Here is an 18,721-nt window from a genome sequence, read left to right on the forward strand (position 1 = left end):
TCTGCCAGGAAGAACTTCTCCTTCTTATAAAAAAGGGCTTTCTTTGTCAAAGCATCCTATAATTACCGCCCTCTTTCACATTTTAGTATTGAAAAAAATTATGAATGGATATGGATTATTGTGTATAATTATAAAAAATTACTCCAGCTCGGCGATTATACTGGCAAGGGCTGCATGAGTCATCATAACCGGAAAGAAAAGAGGGATCTCATGGAACTGCGGAATTTAAAAACCTTTCAGGTGGTGGCAGAGGAACTGAATCTCACAAAAGCGGCCAAAAAATTGGGATACACTCAGCCCACTCTCACCCTGCAAATACAGTCTCTTGAAAAAGAGCTGAATCATACCCTGTTGACGCGGATTGGCAAAAAGACACAATTGACGGCAGCCGGCAAAAAGCTGAAAGACCATGTGGACAAGCTTTTCTCACAGATCGAAGAAATGGAAAAGGATATGGAAGAGCTGCACGGACCGGCCGGCATCCTGACGATTGCCGCATCGGAATTTTACATCAGGCACCATCTTACCTCCCTGATTTCGGCTTATATGGGCATGTACCCCGCTGTTCGGGTAAGCCTTCTGCCGCTGAACAGCGTACACGCCATCCAAAGTGTAAAGGACCATGTTGCCGACATCGCCATCATTGCGAGCCATTTTAAAGAAGCCGATATGATGCAAACCTTTTTAGAAGAAGAGCAAACCTTCCTGGTCGCATCCTCCAGGCTTTGCAAAGAGCGCAGCATCGAGGAGATTTACAGCCAGTATCCCTTTCTCTCCTATGACCGGGATTGCAGCTTCAGCACCATCATTGACCGCTATTTCAAGAAAAGCGAGCAGCAGCCCCAATCGATGATTGTTGTCGGCGGCAGTGACGAAACCATCAAACGCGCCGTCCTAAACGGCAACGGCTACGCCATACTGGGCGAAAATGTCATCAAAAACGAACTGGAAGAAGGCTCCATCACCATCCTCCAGCCCGTATCCGATCCAGTCATCACCTCCGCCATCCACCTGAAAGTACGCTCAGAAGAACCCAACATCCACACCTTCCGCCAATTTATCCAGGAAGCTTGGTGAGGCACGGGGACGGTTCTGCTGCCTCAGTGAGGCAGCAGAACCGTCCCCCTGCTTCAAAAAAAGGGGTTGACTTATTGCTGGGGAAGGGATATTATCAGAACATTAAATTAAATAGTTAGTTATTCTCTTATCGAGAGTGGCAGAGGGACTGGCCCGATGAAGCCCGGCAACCATTCATTTTTATGAACAGGTGCTAAATCCTGCAAAATACGGAGGTATTTTGAAAGATAGGAGAGGTATTTATACTTTGTTTAAGTGTGCAGACCTCTCTTGATGAGAGGTTTTTTTATTTCCTAAAAACACAGAAAAGGAGGAAAGTTATGTCGATTGCGATTGTAAAAGGGGCCCCGGGCCATTACAGGATTGGCGAAGGAGCGCTGAAAGAGCTGGCACCGCAATTATTGGAGCTCAATATTAAGAAAATACACATCGTTTGCGGAAGAAAAGCATGGGAGGCCGTGCAGCCATACTGGCCGGAGGAAATCACCAGGTGTGCCGGCAATTCTTTCACATTTGTGGAAGGCCATTGCACACTGGCGGCCGTTGAGGAAATCGCAGAAGCCTTGTCAGCGTCTTCCGCCGACGCGGTCATTGGCATTGGCGGCGGAACCGCTTTGGATTTGGCGAAAGCTGCCGCAGCAAAGGCCGGGGTTAAATCCGTCCTCGTCCCCACCATTGCCTCTACCTGTTCAGCCTGGACCCCGCTCAGCGTGTTTTACGATGACAATGGCGCGTTTACGCATTATACCGAGTTTCCTGTTGCCAATACCCTTGTCCTCATCGAGCCGGCGATCATCGCGGCAGCACCGATAAGGTACCTGCTCGCCGGCATTGGAGATACGCTCGCTAAATATTATGAGGCGGAAGCGTTGATTTCGGCCTTTTACAAAGATGAGGAGCTCCCGGTTTGGCTGAAGGTATCCAGGTTCTCGGCATCCATATGCAGGGACGTCCTGCTGAAGGATACTACAGAAGCAATCCAGTCCGTTGAACGACAAAATGTCACGAAGGAACTCGTTTCCGTCATCGAAGCGATCATCCTGACCGGCGGAATGGTAGGCGGCTTTGGCGGCAAAGCAGGAAGAATTGCCGGCGCCCACTCCGTTCACAATGGGCTGACACTCGCAAAGGAAGCCAAAAGCTTCCTGCACGGGGAACTGGTTGCCTACGGAATCCTCGTCCAGCTGGCTCTGGAAGAAAAGGATGATGAACTGAACAAGCTGCTGCATTTTTACAGGGAGTGGGGATTCCCGGCCAGCTTGAAAGACTTGGGAATCCACCACGAGAACCATGAACTTTTAGGAAAAATCGCGCAAAGGGCCACCCTGCCCCAGGAATCCATCCACTTCATGGATTCAGCCATATCAGAGGAAAAGCTACTATCCGCTATTCATAAGCTTGAGAACACCCATTATGCAATAGCAGATAAAGGTAAATAAAAAATAATACATCAGGAAAGAGGAACTCACATGAAAAAATCATTATTGGCTATTTCAACTGCACTCATTATCTCCATTCTATCGGCTTGCGGAAGCAGCGACAGCTCTGCGTCACAAGAGGCGGAAGGCTTGCTGAGCGACGACAAATTGGTCATCGGGGTAACAGCAGGGCCACATGAAGAAATTACCGGAAAAGTAAAGGAACTTGCTGCAGAGGAAGGCTTGGAAATCGAGCTTAAAGTATTCACGGACTATGTAATGCCAAACGTTGCGTTATCGGAAAAAGAGCTGGATATGAACAGCTTCCAGACAGAGCCTTTCTTTGATGCCATGAACGAAGACCGCAACCTGGACCTGATCAAAGTAGGCGAAACTGTTACGTTCCCAATGGGAATTTACTCGCTGACAGCAAAGGATATCAAGGACCTGAAAGACGGAGCCAAAATCGGATTGCCAAGTGACCCGACAAACAGCGGTCGCGCCCTTCTTTTATTTGAAAAAGCAGGCTTGCTTAAGCTAAAAGAAGATGCCGGCATTGATGCAACCGTTAGGGATATCGAAGAAAACAACGGCAACTACGAATTCATCGAGCTTGATTCCGCACAGATCGCCCGTCAGCTGGAAGAGCTTGACGCTGCGGCCATCAACACCAACTTTGCCATGGAAGCAGGATTCACCCCTTCAAAGGATGCCATCTTCATGGAGACCAAGGATTCTCCTTATGTGAACCTTGTAGCAGTGCGCACGGAAAACAAAGACGATGAAGCGATCCAGAAATTCCTTGATATCTACCATTCTGAAGAAGTAAGCAAATTCATTGAAGAAACCTACGAAGGGTCCATCATCCCTTCCTGGTAAGGATTCAACACAGAGGTGGGGCGATGTTTCATATTTTGCTCCACCTCATGCTATTAGGTGGTTAAAAGGAAGGAGTGTACAGCCATGATTGAACTTAAGGGAATCTCGAAAAGTTTTACAGGTAAAAAAGGGTCGATCCACGCCTTGAAGAATGTATCCCTCTCGGTAAAAAAAGGCGAAATATACGGTGTGATCGGGTATAGCGGTGCAGGAAAAAGCACTTTGATCCGCTGCGTCAACCTGCTGGAAAAGCCTGATACAGGGGCCGTTGTAATGAATGGGGTCGACTTAACAAAATTATCGCCCGGAAAACTCAGGGAAGCCCGAAGCAAAATCGGGATGATCTTCCAGGGTTTCAACCTATTGAAAACCGCTACTGTCTATGAAAATATTGCCCTTCCGTTAAAGCTGACCGGTTTAAGCAAACAGGAAACAGCAGAAAGGGTAACGAAATACCTGAAGATTGTCGGACTTGAGGAAAAGCATCACGCCTACCCTTCCGAGCTTTCCGGCGGACAAAAGCAACGAGTGGCCATCGCGCGTGCGCTTGCACATGAGCCCGAGGTGCTCCTGAGTGACGAAGCGACAAGCGCCCTTGACCCTGATACAACAGAGGCCATTCTCGATCTGCTGCTGAAAATCAACCGGGAACTGGGCATTACGATTCTGCTTATCACCCATGAGATGAATGTGATCCAGCGGATTTGCGACCGTGTCGCGGTGATGGAAAACGGCGAGGTGATTGAAGAAGGAATCACAAAAGACATCTTCACGGCTCCAAAGCACACTACAACGAAAAAGTTTGTGAACACCCTGTTCTCGCATCAAATCCCGGATCAAATGCTTACGGAGCTGAATAAAACAGGCCATGTGGTCTCGCTTTCCTTCTTTGGAAAAGCTTCGGGAGAACCGGCCCTTGCCCTTGTCAGCAAAAAGTTCGATGTGTATCCAAACATCCTGTCAGGCAGCATTGCCCAATTGAAGGAAGAATCGTTCGGGCAGCTTGTCATTCATTTAAAAGGTGAATTTGCGGAAATTGAAAAAGCCCTGGCCTTTTTAAGACAGCAACAGGTACAGGTGGAAGGAGTGGTTCTGGATGAGAGCAAAAATAAACGAATTTCTTGAGTTATGGGGCACCGACCTTTGGGAATCGACCATCCAGACCTTCCAGATGGTAGGAATTTCATTGGCCTTTTCCATCCTGATCGGATTGCCTTTAGGCGTTTTGCTTGTCCTTACCCGCCCGGGGAAAGCCTTGGGCAATAAGTTCTTTTACCAGGTGTTGAATGCTTTCATTAATATCATTCGTTCCGTTCCATTCATCATCTTATTGTTCTTCATCCTTCCGTTCACAAAGATGATTGTGGGTACATCGATCGGTGTGAAAGGCGTTATTGTTCCACTGGTTGTCTACACAGCTCCTTATATTGCGAGACTGATGGAATCCGCCTTGCTGGAAGTCGACCGCGGGGTCCTCGAAGCTTATGAAGCAATGGGCATCAAGACAAGGCATATCATTTGGCATGTGTTGATCCGGGAGTCACGTTCATCGATCATCCTCGGGCTGACCATTGCGACCATCGGATTGATCGGCGCAAGCGCCATGGCCGGACTCGTCGGCGGCGGAGGGCTTGGCGACCTTGCCTACCGCTACGGCCATCTTCGTTATGAAGTGGATGTCATGTATATCACCGTCATCCTTCTGATTATCCTTGTGCAGGGATTGCAATCAGCCGGCAACCGCCTAGCCGCCCGCCTGAAGAAGGATTAGGAGGCACAGCAAAAGGGACAGTTCGTGAATGAACTGTCCCTTTTGCGTATGGCGTCTCCTGGTGATGCGGCAGCTGATTTTCGTGAAGCCAAGGGCATCCTTAGGCGGAGAAATTCCGTTTAATGCAGGTAGAAGAGGCTTAAGAAGCCGAAATAAGCGGATTTATTCCGACTAACTTCTAAAAATAGGGCTAAATCTTAGGATTAGATGAATATAAACGGAAAAGCTCCCCTTATATTTCGGGAAATGATGGTATTTCCCAATTTAAGCGGAATTTCTCCGTTTATTTTTCTATCCCGGTAAAACTAGCATTCCATTATTGCAGAAATCCCCTTCCTACAGCTCTTCCCCGCTGCTTTCGATGACTTTTTTGTACCAGTTGAATGAGTCTTTTTTGTAGCGTTTCATCGTGCCGTTTCCTTCATTGTCACGGTCTACATAGATCATTCCGTAGCGCTTTTTCATTTCGCCTGTTGTGAAGGACACGATATCGATAATGCCCCATGGCGTGTAGCCGATCAAGTCAACGCCATCTTCAATGACAGCTGTTTCCAGCGCCTTGATGTGGGACCTTAGGTACTCAATTCTTTCCGGATCGTGAATCGTGCCGTCCTCTTCCAGTGTATCGACCGCGCCATAGCCATTTTCAACAATGAATAAAGGAATCTGGTAGCGGTCATACAAACGATTCAATGTATAACGGAGTCCTGTCGGATCAATTCCCCAGCCCCAGTCGCTTGATTGGATGTAAGGGTTGGCGACGCTGTTTGGCACGGCTCCATTCACGATATCCTCCGTATATTTTTCCTGTGCCCCGCTCCTGACTGTATTGGACATATAATAGCTGAAACCAAGATAGTCGACGGTTCCATTCTGCAGGATTTCTTCGTCGCCAGCTTCGAACTTGATGTTGTATCCTTCTTTCTCAAATTCTTTAAGAGCGTAACTTGGGTAATACCCGCGCACCTGGATATCCGGGAAGAAGTAGCGTTCCCTCATTAGCACTTCCGCCAGCATGACGTCTTCCGGATTCGATGAGTAAGGATAAATCGGGATGTGGGCAACCATTGCGCCGATCTGGAACTCCGGATTGATTTCCTTTCCTTTTGCGACCGCCAGTGCACTGGCCACTAATTCATGATGGGCGGTTTGGAACATCACTTCCCTGGCGTTTTCGTTTTCCCCCACCTTGACACCTGAATTTGTCCATAAAAAAATCGGATTGCTGACATCCATCTGGTTGTTGATTTCATTGAAGGTCATCCAGTATTTCACTTTGTCTTTATAGCGGTTGAAACAAACCTCGGCAAACTTCACAAAAAAGTCAACAAGCTTTCTGTTTCTGAATCCGCCGTATTCCTTTGCCAGATGAAGCGGAATTTCAAAGTGGGACAGCGTGATGACCGGCTGTATTCCATGCTTCAGCAATTCATCGAACACATCATCATAAAATTGCAATCCTGCTTCATTCGGTTCCGCCTCGTCCCCTTTCGGGAAAATCCTGCTCCAGGCAATCGATGTTCTTAAGCATTTTAGTCCCATCTCTGCAAACAGGGCGATATCTTCTTTATAGCGATGATAGAAATCAATTGCTTCATGGTTTGGATAAAATCTATCTTCTTCAATCGTTTCCGTAATCTGCCGCGGCAGACCATGGGCGCCAGCTGTCATCACATCGACGACACTCGGGCCTTTCCCGCCAGCATTCCAGCCGCCTTCAAACTGATGGGCTGCCAATGCGCCGCCCCATAAAAATTCCTTCGGTAATTTTCCCATGATGAACTCCTCCTTGAAGCAGTGTTGTCCCCTTTGCTCCTTCGTTTTGTACATATTAATTATAATTGTGCATGTATAATTTATCAAATGCTAACTAATATTTTTATCAATCTATAATTTTAATGTTTATGGTTTGGCATCCTGAACATGCTATAATCTAGTATGGAATAAAACGCAAAGAGGAATGTATATGTTAAAGTATCAGCAAGTTGCCGATGAAATCGAAAAATATATTGAAGACCATGGCCTACAGCAAGGAGATAAGCTGCCGGTGCTGGAATCATTAATGGCCCGATTCGAGGTAAGCAAAAGCACCATTACGAAATCCTTGGACTTATTGGAAAGAAAGGGCGCCATTTTCCAGGTAAGGGGAAGCGGCATATTTGTCCGGAGGCATAAACGAAAAGGCTACATCAGCCTCCTTTCAAACAAGGGATTCAAAAGGGACTTGGAGGAGTATCAACTATCTTCCGAAATCATTCAATTAGAGGCAAGAAAACCAACAGAAGAGGCTGCCCTCAATTTAAATATGGAGTTTGACGAGGATGTTTATTATGTGAAACGAGTCCGATATATAAACGGCCAGCCTTTATGCCTGGAAGAATCCTTTTATAACAAATCGATTGTTCCCTACTTGAATGCGGAGATTGTCCAGGATTCGATTTTTGACTACATTAAGGATGCGCTGGGCTTAAAGGTCGGCTTTTCCGACTTGTACCTGCATATCGGCAAACTGACAGAGGAAGAGGCCCGCTATTTGCAGCTTGAAAAAGGGGATCCGAAGCTTTACGTGGAAACCATCTTCCACCTCACAAACGGAAAGCCATTCGACTTCTCCAAAGTCTCCTACAACTACGAACAATCGCAATTCTTCCTCCAGGGATAGAGCCGTCCCCTTGTTTTAATGCCCTCTCCCGGGAGGAAATCCACAGCAAAAGGGGCAGTTTGTGAATGAACTGTCCCTTTTGCATATGGCGTCTCCTAAGAAATCTCCTTCATTGCCGATTTTCCGAAGAGCCAAGGAATTTATAGACGGAGAAATTCCGGTTAATGCATTTAGAAGAGGCTTAAGAAGCACAAATAAGCGGATTTTTTCCGATTACCTTCTTAAAATAGGGCTAAATCTTAGGATTAAATGAATATAAACGGAAAACCTCCCGTTATATTCCGGGAAATGTTGGTATTTCCCAATTTAAGCGGAATTTTTCCGTTTATTTTTCGCTAGAGCATGGGGACGGTTCTTCTGCTTCATCAGGCAGAAGAACCGTCCCCGTGTTTTACACCTTACTTCACCATTGAATAAACGCACGTATCCCTTGGTTCTTTCCCATCCGCTGACAGGCCCTCATTTTTGAGGATGCCTTCCAGGGTGAACCCTAATGCTTCAGGAATTCTCCGGCTTTTGACGTTTTTGGAGTCACATCTGATTTCCACCCTGCGCGCCTTTAGCTCAGTGAAGGCAAAGTCGGAAATTCCCTGAACGGCCTCTGTTATGTAGCCCTTTCCGCTATGCCGGGTATCAATCCAGTAGCCGATTTCAAATTTGGGAATGGACCAATCGATTCGGTGCAGGCCGGACGAAGCAATAAACTCACCTGTTTCCTTATGAAAAATCAGCAGCCTCAAATCCTCGCGTTTTATAAAACTGGCATGCGATTCTCTAATATTACTTTCAGTCTCTTCCTCCGACTGCCCATTTTGCGCAAAAGGCATCCAGGGCTTCAGCTCCTCCAAGGAGTTCTGAATCGCCTCATAAACCGCTTTTCCGTCACCTGGCTTCGGCATTCGTATCACTAATCTTTCCGTATAAAATTCAGTTGGAAACTCCATCAATAAAGGATTCATAGATAAACTCACCGCACCTTGTCTTTATTTTCAATTCAAAATTCGAGGCAAGGGGACGGTTCTCCTGCGTCATTTTGGAAAAATGATGCAGGAGAACCGTCCCCTTGTTTTAAAAGTAGATTTTCGAGTATTGTTTGAGCAGCGGGGCCAGATAGTGGCGCTGGTCGCTGCTGAGGTTGAAGTGCACGCCATATTGGCGGTTTCCGCTGGTCAATTCTTCACTCCAGATGACAACTCCGGCTACCTGAATTTCCCCCTCTAATTCTTCTGGCTTAAAAGTGTAAAGCATTTCCTGCCCGACGGATAATTCCAGATTGGATACGAACCGCAATCCGCCAGGTCCCATGTTTTCGATTTCGATGGCGATTGGCTCTTGTTGTACGCTTTCTCCCGGATACCCGGTAAGGGTCATTTCGCACCGGAATGGGTAACGAATTTTAATGTCATATGTATGTGTTTCCGGATGAACCTTCTCTCTTTTCACCGGAGTCACGACTTCTTTTAAAAGAAGAGGTTTGAATTCTTCGGCTGAACATGGCTGGCCGAAAAGGAATCCTTGCACCTGCGGGCAATTTTGTCCTCTTAGGAACTGCAGTTCTTCCTCTGTTTCCACGCCTTCTGCAATGACGTTAATACCCAGATTCCGGCTCATTCCGATTAAACCGGAAGTAATCACCGCATTATCATGTTCCCGGGAGATATTTTCAATAAAGGAACGGTCAATTTTTATCCCATCAAGAGGAAAGGAATTTAAATAAGAAAGGGAAGAATGGCCGGTCCCAAAACGATCGGAATAAATTTTTATTCCAATCCTTTTTAATTCATTCAGGTTACTTGCCGCAATGGCCTCGTCTCTTATTAAGGAAGTTTCGGCAATTTCAAAGATCAGCAGTCTGCCCTGCAATTGGTATTCATTCAGCAGCAGCCTTACCTCACGGACGAAATCCTTTTGGGAAAACTGCTGGGCGCTAATGTTAATGCTGACCGGGATAAGCGGCATGCCCTCTTTCCGCCATAACATCAGCTGCTCACAGACCTTCCTTATAACCCTTTTGCCAATGTGGATGATCAGGCCGGTTTCTTCGGCTATTTTGATGAATTGGGAAGGCGGAATAATTCCAAGCTCATGATGTCTCCATCTAACCAGCGCCTCCGCACCGGCCAATCTGCCTGTTTCCGTCTCCACGATCGGCTGGTAATAAGTAATAAAATGCCCGCCTGCCAAAGCCTTCCATATATCCTGAACTCCAATTCCCTTCTCCTTAACAGTGAAATTATCATAAGAAATCACAACTTCTCTCTCCTAGTAATCAATGTTGTTATCAGCAAGGATGCCTTCGGTCTATAAATCTTTCCAATGACACCAATCAAGCCTGCGCTCGCCCTTACCTACTTTAACGGTATTAATTTCAACTTCCTTTACAGTTTTTACAATATTTTTATTTTGCGAGCTTACTATCCCTTATAAAAGGAGAATGCTCTCCATAGATTTACACTAAACTTTTTTGCACTTTTACCGATGTAAATAAGGAGTGAAATCTCCTTTCAGTAAGACGAGTTTACGAGGTGCAGAAATGAACGTCCTGTTGAAATATTTCTTAAGTATAATCATCATCCTTTTTGGTGTATTAATAGATATTGGAAAAGCTCCTGATAAAAATCAAGCCATTCCGGCTCCCTACCAGAAGCCTGCCATTGCCAAAGAAATCATGATGGATGTGCCATTGATCAACCAGATGGATGCCCCAAGACTGTATAATGGCTGTGAAGTCACAAGCCTGGCCATGCTGCTTCAATTTTGGGGAATCCAGGTTTCCAAAAACGAACTGGCTGAAAAAATCCCCCGGGTTCCCTTGAAGTACAGCGACGGCAAAAACGGCAATCCAAACACAGGATTTGTCGGCAATATGGAGGACGGTCCAGGATTGGGCGTTTACCATGGACCAGTATTTGAACTGGCACAACCCTACCTTCCCGCAAACCTAAAGGTGACGGATTTAACGAATCACCCTTTTGATACCATCATTGAGAAATTGAATGAAGGACTCCCAGTCTGGGTGATTACGACATCGAACTTTTCACCCGTGCCGACTATTCAATCATGGACAACGCCGCAAGGTTCTGTAGAAATTACCTACAACATGCATAGTGCCGTCATTACAGGCTATGATCACAAAAACATTTATCTCAACAATCCATATGGCATAAAAAATCAGCAAGTGAACAAAGCAAATTTTCTTAAGTCCTGGCAGCAAATGGGTTCCCAGGCAATTGTCGTGGAGCCTGTAAAGAAATGAACCCCGATCCATGATTCCATCCAAAAACAAGCCGCTTTTACTCTATTGGAAAATTGCGTATTGATTGACTTTGTATTCGGGAGTGGTAGCATGTTGAACATGGAACATTATCGTGAAACATTAGAACTGGAAAACACACTATGGATGGCCCATATAAAAAAGGAATTCCGCCTTCACTACCAGCCGAATATTGACCTGGTTACAGGGAAAATAATCGGCGCCGAGGCCTTGATTCGCTGGGAGCACCCCGAGAGAGGGCTTGTGCCTCCTGCAGAGTTCATCCCTATTACAGAACAAACCGGATTGATTTTGCCTATTGGAGAATGGGTCCTGCGGACGGCCTGCCTTCAAAACAAGGCATGGCAGGAGGCTGGACTGCCGCCAATGATCATGAGCGTAAATTTGTCCGCCCGCCAGCTTTTTCAGCCCCAGCTGATTGATAAAATCAAACAGATATTGAAAGAAACCAAACTCGCGCCTGAATATTTGGAGCTTGAAATTACCGAAGGCATTTTGATGGATGTCCAGTGTGTCCTCCCTATCATAAGAAAGCTAAAGCGGCTAGGGGTCTCAATCAGTCTCGACGATTTTGGGACAGGCTATAGTTCCCTTTATTATTTAAAGGAATTTCCGATTGATAAACTCAAAATTGACCAATCCTTTGTGCGGACGTGTATGAAGGACCATAAAGATGCGACCATTGTGAAAACGATCATTAAAATGGCGCACGAACTGGATATGAAAGTGGTGGCGGAAGGTGTGGAAGGAAAGGAACAATTGATTTTTCTTCAGCAAAACCTTTGCGATCTATGCCAGGGATATCTGGTCAGCAAGCCGTTGCCCCCGGATAAATTCGAGAAAATGTTTGTGAAGGTGGAACAATTATTCGAACAGGAAGGAATACCCGAGGAGCTCAACAGGCAGCAGCAGCTCGAAGCCGCGCTGGAAGCGGCAAGGCAGGAATGGCAGGCGACAATGAGGCAGCAGCAAGGGATGATTTTTAAATTCGTTAAGCTGAACGGGCAATTTATTCACACCCTGTGCGATGGTGAATTGCTATATAAAATCAACCTCTCCCCCGGACAGGTCATCGGACGGACATTGCATGACTTCCTCCCAGGACATTTGGCGGAGGCAAGCCTTCAAAATTATAAAATGGCCTGGAATGGCGAAGATCCTGTCCAGTGCGAATTGGAGGTAAACGGGGTCCGGTTTCTCACTTCCTTGCGTTCAATAAAAAAAGAAGGAAAAACAGTGGAAGCAATCGGCTCCTCGATTGAAATTACAGAGAGCATGCAGCAATAGTCCCCCATGAAGCAAAAACCCTTTTCCGGAAGAAAAGGGTTTTTTAGGCATACGGCGACAATCGCTTCATGATCTTTTGCACATAGTTTTGTGTCTCCTTAAAAGGAGGGATGCCGGCATATTTATCGACATTCCCCGGCCCGGCGTTATAGGCAGCCAAGGCCAATGGGACCTTATTGTAGCGATCGAGCATCTGTTTTAGATAACGGACGCCGCCATCAATATTCTGCTTAATATCAAAAGGATCGCTAACCCCCAAAGACCTGGCTGTGGCTGGCATAAGCTGCATCAGTCCCTGCGCCCCTGCCCGGGATTGGGCCAGCGGATTGAAGCTGCTTTCCGCATCAATGACGGAACGGATAAGCGGAACCGGCACACCGTGCTTGGCGGAGGCTTCCTGGATGGCGGTGTTAATCTCACTCATATCAGGCTGATGGCGATTGGCCGGCTTGAGATTGACCGATACAGGAGTCGGCGCAGGCACATCCTCTCGCGGTGCTGGAAGGATTGGTTCAGGAGTTGGACCTCCTGCCGACGTTTTGGCCTGTTCCAAAAGCCCCCGAAAAAGTTCAAAAAAGATCGGCTCATTTACGATGGTCGGGATTAGCTGCTCAATCAATTTAGGATTTTTTTGGACGGCATCCATCCAGAGGGATGTCCCCGTTCCGATAGGAGGCAAATTCAATGGTTACACCTGCTTTTAATTTTATGATTTATACCGTGAAAACACCTTGGTCCTGTAAGATTCGGCTGTGCTGTTTGATCTCTAGTATATATATCGGGATGATTGGCCGGTTTATTTAGCGATGTACGGGATATTTTTTTATTTTAAAAAACACCGTTGATGATGCCATCAACGGTGTTTTTGTGATTATTTCACGGTAACACTTGTTCTCGCAACCACAAGCTGTCCATTCACTGTGCCGCGGAGCTCGACTAAAACTTCTCCTTTGTTCCAGTCAAAATCCTCACGGTTGAATTTAAACATTCCCTTAGATGCCTGCTGTGCGGAACCTTTTCCTTTGTCCACAACAGCTGCTTCCCCATTCAGGGTCACACTTGAAAGGTCGAAGTTTGGTTCGAATCCTTCAGGCAAGGTGACTCTTGCGGTAAACACGCCTTTATTGATTTTAATCGTTCCAGGTGTGATTTCCAGATTACCCGGGATGTAGACAGCGACTTTCTTTTCCAAGGTTGTTTTCAAGCCTGCATGGTCGGTTACGGTTAACTGGATGCTGTATTCACCAGGCTGGTCGAAGGAAATGCCGTCCCCTTTTGAAACAGCCTCCCCATTAACACTTACGTTTTCAGCGGCAATGCCGGAAAGGGAGTCTGTCGCGTCATAGGCGATATCCAGCTTGGTTCCTGAAGCATATTCTTCTTCGAGATTCCAGGAAACTTCAGGTGCGGTTTTGTCGATTTTGACTTCGACGGTTTGTGCCTCTTCGACGTTGCCTGCATGATCCACACTGTAGAAGGAAACCTGGTGGATTCCCTCTTCGCTAAGTTCAAAACTCGTGCCCTCTGCATATTCTCCATTGTTGATGGAATAATACGTTTTCGCTGTGCCGCTTAGGTCATCGGTTGCGGTTAATTCAACTGTGAAGGCTTGATTTAACCACGCACCGGTTAAGTTTGATGCTGTTTCTGGTGCGGTTTGGTCGATTTTGACTTCGACGGTTTTAGTTTCTTCTACATTGCCTGCTTTGTCGATGCTGTAGAAGGAAACTTGGTGGATGCCTGCTTCTGTTAGCCCAAAGCTTGTTCCTTCAGCGAATTCTGCATCGTTTACGGAGTAATACGTCTTTTCTACTCCGCTTTGTTCATCGGTTGTGGTTAGTTCAACGGTAAAGGCTTGATTTAACCAGACTTCTGTTACGTTTGACAACGTTTCAGGTGCGGTTTTGTCGATTTTGACTTCGACCGTTTTGGGTTCTTCAACGTTTCCTGCACGGTTCACGCTGTAGAAGGATACTTTGTGCACGCCTGCTTCGCTTAACTCGAAGCTTGTGCCTTCTGCATACTCTCCATTGTTGATGGAGTAATACGTTTTCGCTGCGCCGCTTTGGTCATCCGTTGCGGTTAACTCCACGGTAAAGGCTTCACTTAACCACTCATCCGTTACATTTGAAGTGGTTTCCGGTGCCGTCTTGTCGATTTTTACTTCTACGGTTTTGGTTTCTTCAACATTGCCTGCTTTGTCGATGCTGTAGTAGGAAACCTTGTGGTTGCCTGCTTCACTCAACTCAAAGCTAGTGCCCTCTGTATACTCTCCATCGTTTACAGAGTAAAACGTCTTGGCTACGCCGCTTAGATCGTCGGTTGCGGTTAGTTCAACGGTGAAGGCTTGATTTAACCACTCATCGGTTACGTTTGATGCCGTTTCTGGTGCGTTTTTGTCGATTTTGACTTCGACCGTTTTGGCTTCTTCAACATTGCCTGCTATGTCGACGCTGTAGAAGGAAACCTCTTGAATACCCTCTTCGGCGATCGTAAATTCGGTACCTTCACTATATTCAGCACCATTTATGGAATAGAAGGTTTTGTCTACCCCGCTCTTATCATCGGTTGCTGTTAACTGGACAGTGAAGTCGTCTTTTAGCCATTCGTCGGTTACGTTGGATTGTGTAACTGGCGGTGTGGTGTCAAAGTCTTCTGCGGTCACTGTGATAGTAGTAGATTCTTTCCCTTCAACGCCTGATTCCGTAACAGGGAAAATTTCGTACTCATGATTTCCTGGCTCAAGATTCTCTAATGTTAAGGATGTGTCGTTCGTATTTCCAACCAGTACACGTTCACCATCAACAATTTCATACACATTATAGGAGTCCGCTCCCTGTACAGGTTCCCAAGAAAGCTTGATATCATCTCCTTCAATTGAAGCAACTGGAGCAGATGGTGCTTCCAGGTCGGGTTCTATAAAGGCAGTAACTTGTTTAGAATATGGGGAATCTCCGTATTTACTTAACGCTTGCACCACATATACATATTCACCCTCCGGCAGGTTTCTAAATTGTGTACGATTGTTAGGGGTATTGGCGATGAATTCATATTCTCCATCCACTACCCGATACACATTATAGGAATTTGCATATTCTACTTCATCCCACCATATCGCAATTGACTTATAATCTTGGTTAACGGCAGCTTGCAGATTTTGTGGTGCGTTGATTTCAGGAAAGACAATTTCTGCTTTAGCCTGGGAAGCAATTGCAGATTCACCAAAGCGGTCACTATAAGATGTGATTTCATATTCATATGGACCCTCAGGCAAGCTTGCCATTGAAAGGAATGTGTTGGCCGTATCTCCGACTAATTTACGCTCTCCATCAACCACTTGATAAACCTTATATCCAATCGCGTAATCGGCCTTATTCCATTTCAAATATATGTTGTTGACATTTAACACATAGCTTTCCACCCCTGCAGGCGCATGCATTTCTGGATGGACAAGATTTTGCTCAATGCGTGAAGCCGGCGATTCCCCGAAGCGGTTGCTGTATACACTAACTTCATAGACATAATTGCCTTCAGGCATATAATCGAACGACATCTGTCGATTTGGCGTTTGTTTTAGTAAGACCTTTTCTCCATTGATCACTTGATAAACCTTGTAAACATCAACAAAGTCAGCTTTATCCCAAGTTAAGACTCCATCATTTCCATTTAAAATCGAAAGGGTCAGATTGGTTGGTGCGTTCATTTTGGGATAAGTTACATTAACTTTCACTTGAGACGATGTTTCTGATTCCTTTTTGTAGGCAAGGCTATAGGATGTTATTTCATATGTCTGTTCACCTTCCGGAACATTGCTAAATACAATATTTAAATTACTTGTGGAACCAACTAGCTCTCTTTTTCCATCGACCACTTTATATACATTGTATCGATTGGCAAATTGGGCACTCTTCCATGCAAGAGATACATCACTGCCATTTTGGATAGCATAGGTTAAATTAGTCGGTGGATGCATTTCTGGATAAACGATCGTTGCCCCAATTTGTGAAGCCTCTGCCGATTCTCCAAATCTAGTACTATAAGAAGTCACTTCATACAAATGGTTCCCTTCAGGTAATGAGGTAAAGGTAAAGTTTGTATTAGGCGTCGTTAATACTAGCTCCCTTTTTCCATTTGTTACTTTATAGATTTTATAATAGCTCACATAATCAGCGGTATCCCAGCTTAAGGTTAAATCATAGTACCTCGCAATGGATGCCTTTAAATTTTTAGGCGGCTGCATTTCCGGGAATTTAATTTCCAATGTGAACAGGCTGGAAAGTGGCGATTCTGCTCCATTCGCAATCGCGGAAACCGCAAACGTATGGGTACCTTCTTGTACGTTTACAAAAGCTTTGTTACTTGATACTTGAGTCAATAGAGTCTTGTTTTCCCCATCTAGCTTATAAACTTTATAACTTGCAACAGATGGAACAGCATCCCACTCTAATGCCACATTTCCTGGATAACGCTCATAACCTTTTAAATTGGCCGGTGCTTGCAAGTCTGCTGCAAACACACCAATGAAAGGGAAAAGGAGCTGAGCAACTAATAAAACACTCAAAAACAATGGCAATTTGCCCATTCTTTTCATAGACATAGCCTCCTTAATAAATAAAAGGGATCTAAGAATCATAGATCCCGATCCCTTTCTTATCTTTCTAATAATTAACGAAGTAACTGAAGAACAGCTTGAGGCTGTTGGTTTGCTTGTGCAAGCATCGATTGAGCGGCTTGAGACAGGATATTGTTCTTCGTAAAGTCCATCATTTCTTTCGCCATGTCAACGTCACGGATACGGGACTCTGCAGCTGTTAAGTTTTCAGCAGTTGTGCTTAAGCTGTTTGTTGTGAATTGAAGACGGTTTTGTACTGCCCCCATTTTAGAACGTTCAGCAGAAACTGTTTCAATCGCTGAGTTGATTTTGGAAATCGCTGTATTCGCACTCTCTTGTGAAGAGATATCGATTCCGCCAACTTTAAGGGTATCACCATCTGTTAGGCCAACTGTAGAAGAGAATACTGCAGTACCATCTGCTCCTTTAAAAGTTGTTCCATTTGCATCCAACCGTGCTACTACATCTCCGTTGACATCTTTAAGAACACCGTCTGTACCATCAAAAGTATAGGTGCCAGCTTGAAGGCCCGTATTTGCAAATTCAGCATTAGCTTTTACAGCACTAGTATTGGCCGCATCTGTTGAACCATCATACGTTACAGTGCCTGATGTAACAGCCTGGCTAAATGTAAAGGTGTCATCCCCTGCTCCACCATCAAATGCTTTAGTGGTGTAACTCATACCGTCGGCACTTGTTGCGACAACTTTTCCGTTATCATCCTTCATTTCATAAGTGCCAGCAGCATTTTCAGAAACGCTGTATGTGCCTGCAACTAGAGTATCACCTGTTGTACCTGTTCCAGCTGTATAAGCAGAAGTAACCTCTAACTTAACTCCTCCTGTTACACCTAAACTAAATGATTGCGCATCTCCAAGCTTGATGCTAACGTTTTGGTTTTCATTTGCACCAATTTGGAATGTTCCATCAAAAGAACCATTTAGCAGCTTTTTACCGTTGAACTCAGTGGAAGATCCAATACGTGCAACTTCTTCTGCGAGCGCATCAATTTCACCTTGAATTTTTTCACGGTCAGAAGTTGTGTTCGTGTCGTTCGAGGACTGAACAGCCAGTTCACGCATACGCTGAAGGATCGAGTGTGTTTCATTCAATGCACCTTCTGCTGTTTGCAGCAAGGATACGCCGTCTTGCGCGTTTTTCTGCGCCATTTCCAGACCACGGATTTGTCCGCGCATTTTTTCAGAGATTGCCAGACCTGCTGCATCATCTGCCGCTTTGTTAATGCGCTGGCCGGATGAAAGCTTCTCCATGGATGAAGCTTGGCCGGTTGCTGCTGAGTTCAGCATCCGATACGTGTTGAGTGCCGGGATATTGTTGTTGATAATCATGTAAAACTACCTCCGTGTAATAAAAGTTTTTTAGTTTGAGAGGACACCAAGTCCGTTTGGAAATCCTTTCATTATTTATATCGGAGGATTGGCCAAATAGTTTAATAGCTAGTAGAATTCTTTTTTAAAATATAGCCGGCAAGCTGAAAGAGCGTCTCAAGACCCAGAATATGACCTTTCTATTAAAAAAGGGCACTGACAGCTCTCCTCAGTGCCCAAAATATGCACTCTCACCAAAAAACAGACACTGACACACCCTATCAGTGACCAAAATACCACCTCCCAACCAAAAACAGGCACTGACAACCCCCATCAGTACCCAAAATACGGCCTCTCAACAAAAAACAGGCACTGACAACCCCCATCAGTACCCAAAATACGGCCTCTCACTA

Annotated in this window: 14 protein-coding genes and 1 riboswitch; of the genes, 8 read left to right on the top strand and 6 right to left on the bottom strand. The window is 45.5% G+C overall.

Features of this window, described 5'->3' with window-relative positions:
• The first annotated feature begins 210 nt into the window (after positions 1–210).
• The 5 genes from WQ57_RS18595 to WQ57_RS18615 all read left to right on the top strand — a co-directional run bounded on the left by WQ57_RS18595 (position 211) and on the right by WQ57_RS18615 (position 5,145).
• Positions 211–1,077 carry a LysR family transcriptional regulator gene (locus WQ57_RS18595; protein ID WP_046525270.1) on the top strand — a complete coding sequence of 289 codons (867 nt, stop codon included), beginning with the start codon at positions 211–213 and terminating at the stop codon, positions 1,075–1,077.
• A gap of 124 nt (positions 1,078–1,201) precedes the next feature.
• Positions 1,202–1,311: riboswitch (SAM riboswitch) on the top strand.
• An 86-nt stretch (positions 1,312–1,397) separates the two neighbouring features.
• On the top strand, positions 1,398–2,516 hold the full coding sequence (locus WQ57_RS18600) for an iron-containing alcohol dehydrogenase family protein (protein WP_046525271.1): 1,119 nt from the start codon (positions 1,398–1,400) through the stop codon (positions 2,514–2,516).
• A 30-nt stretch (positions 2,517–2,546) separates the two neighbouring features.
• A complete protein-coding gene (locus WQ57_RS18605) occupies positions 2,547–3,374 on the top strand; it encodes a MetQ/NlpA family ABC transporter substrate-binding protein (protein WP_046525272.1) in 828 nt (275 codons plus the stop codon).
• Positions 3,375–3,458: 84 nt separating this feature from the next.
• Positions 3,459–4,499: a methionine ABC transporter ATP-binding protein gene (locus tag WQ57_RS18610; RefSeq protein WP_046525273.1), complete on the top strand. Its 1,041-nt coding sequence runs from the start codon at positions 3,459–3,461 to the stop codon at positions 4,497–4,499.
• Positions 4,471–5,145, top strand: a complete 675-nt coding sequence (locus tag WQ57_RS18615; RefSeq protein ID WP_046525274.1) for a methionine ABC transporter permease — start codon at positions 4,471–4,473, stop codon at positions 5,143–5,145. The genes WQ57_RS18610 and WQ57_RS18615 overlap by 29 nt, the downstream gene beginning before the upstream one ends.
• A gap of 336 nt (positions 5,146–5,481) precedes the next feature.
• Here the strand turns inward: WQ57_RS18615 and bglA are convergent, their stop codons facing one another.
• Entirely contained in the window at positions 5,482–6,921 is a 1,440-nt protein-coding gene (gene bglA / locus WQ57_RS18620; RefSeq protein WP_046525275.1) for a 6-phospho-beta-glucosidase BglA, read from the bottom strand.
• 190 nt (positions 6,922–7,111) lie between these two features.
• Here bglA and WQ57_RS18625 point away from each other — a divergent pair, with 190 nt between their 5' ends.
• Positions 7,112–7,807, top strand: coding sequence for a GntR family transcriptional regulator (locus WQ57_RS18625; protein WP_046525276.1), 696 nt, complete (start codon positions 7,112–7,114; stop codon positions 7,805–7,807).
• Between the two features lie 398 nt (positions 7,808–8,205).
• On the opposite strand, the gene WQ57_RS18630 is transcribed toward WQ57_RS18625, so the two are convergent.
• Both WQ57_RS18630 and WQ57_RS25785 read right to left on the bottom strand, forming a co-directional pair.
• On the bottom strand, positions 8,206–8,766 hold the full coding sequence (locus WQ57_RS18630) for a GNAT family N-acetyltransferase (protein WP_046525277.1): 561 nt from the start codon (positions 8,764–8,766) through the stop codon (positions 8,206–8,208).
• Positions 8,767–8,875: 109 nt separating this feature from the next.
• Positions 8,876–10,057 carry an EAL domain-containing protein gene (locus WQ57_RS25785; RefSeq protein ID WP_052948817.1) on the bottom strand — a complete coding sequence of 394 codons (1,182 nt, stop codon included), beginning with the start codon at positions 10,055–10,057 and terminating at the stop codon, positions 8,876–8,878.
• A 283-nt stretch (positions 10,058–10,340) separates the two neighbouring features.
• Here WQ57_RS25785 and WQ57_RS18640 point away from each other — a divergent pair, with 283 nt between their 5' ends.
• Positions 10,341–11,063 (top strand): C39 family peptidase, encoded by a 723-nt coding sequence (locus tag WQ57_RS18640; RefSeq protein ID WP_046525278.1) that lies wholly within the window; start codon positions 10,341–10,343, stop codon positions 11,061–11,063.
• Between the two features lie 90 nt (positions 11,064–11,153).
• Positions 11,154–12,368, top strand: a complete 1,215-nt coding sequence (locus WQ57_RS25790; RefSeq protein WP_052948818.1) for an EAL domain-containing protein — start codon at positions 11,154–11,156, stop codon at positions 12,366–12,368.
• Positions 12,369–12,411: 43 nt separating this feature from the next.
• Here WQ57_RS25790 and WQ57_RS26295 read toward each other — a convergent pair whose 3' ends face one another.
• The 3 genes from WQ57_RS26295 to WQ57_RS18660 all read right to left on the bottom strand — a co-directional run bounded on the left by WQ57_RS26295 (position 12,412) and on the right by WQ57_RS18660 (position 18,329).
• Positions 12,412–13,053, bottom strand: coding sequence for a lytic transglycosylase domain-containing protein (locus WQ57_RS26295; protein WP_241481585.1), 642 nt, complete (start codon positions 13,051–13,053; stop codon positions 12,412–12,414).
• A 186-nt stretch (positions 13,054–13,239) separates the two neighbouring features.
• Positions 13,240–16,959, bottom strand: a complete 3,720-nt coding sequence (locus WQ57_RS18655; RefSeq protein ID WP_052948819.1) for an OmpL47-type beta-barrel domain-containing protein — start codon at positions 16,957–16,959, stop codon at positions 13,240–13,242.
• 74 nt (positions 16,960–17,033) lie between these two features.
• Positions 17,034–18,329 (bottom strand): flagellin N-terminal helical domain-containing protein, encoded by a 1,296-nt coding sequence (locus tag WQ57_RS18660; protein WP_046525279.1) that lies wholly within the window; start codon positions 18,327–18,329, stop codon positions 17,034–17,036.
• Positions 18,330–18,721: the final 392 nt, after the last annotated feature.

This window comes from Mesobacillus campisalis, assembly GCF_000986785.1.
GTDB lineage: Bacteria > Bacillota > Bacilli > Bacillales > Cytobacillaceae > Mesobacillus_B > Mesobacillus_B campisalis.